Raw genomic sequence first — 246 nt, forward strand, 5'->3', positions numbered from 1 at the left:
ATTGCAATGGTAACGCATGATCCAGTAGCGGCGAGTTATTGCGAACGTATTCTTTTCATTCGCGACGGAGAAATTTTCTCAGAAATACATAAAGGAAGAACGAAACAAGCCTTTTTCCAAGAAATTCTGGACGTACTTGCGATGCTAGGAGGAGAATATCATGAACTTTCGCCAGCTCGCGCTTAATAACGTAAAAGGAAATTGGCGTAATTATAAAGCTTTCCTTATTAGTAGCTGTTTATCGAT

At 39.4% G+C, this 246-nt stretch carries 1 pseudogene; it reads left to right on the forward strand.

Annotation, left to right across the window (positions count from 1 at the left end):
• Positions 1–186: pseudogene (locus tag SB658_RS26540) on the forward strand (bacitracin ABC transporter ATP-binding protein); the annotation flags it as partial.
• Positions 187–246 lie beyond the last annotated feature (60 nt).

The sequence above is a fragment of the Bacillus sp. SIMBA_008 genome, assembly GCF_046535495.1.
GTDB classification, from domain to species: domain Bacteria; phylum Bacillota; class Bacilli; order Bacillales; family Bacillaceae; genus Bacillus; species Bacillus subtilis.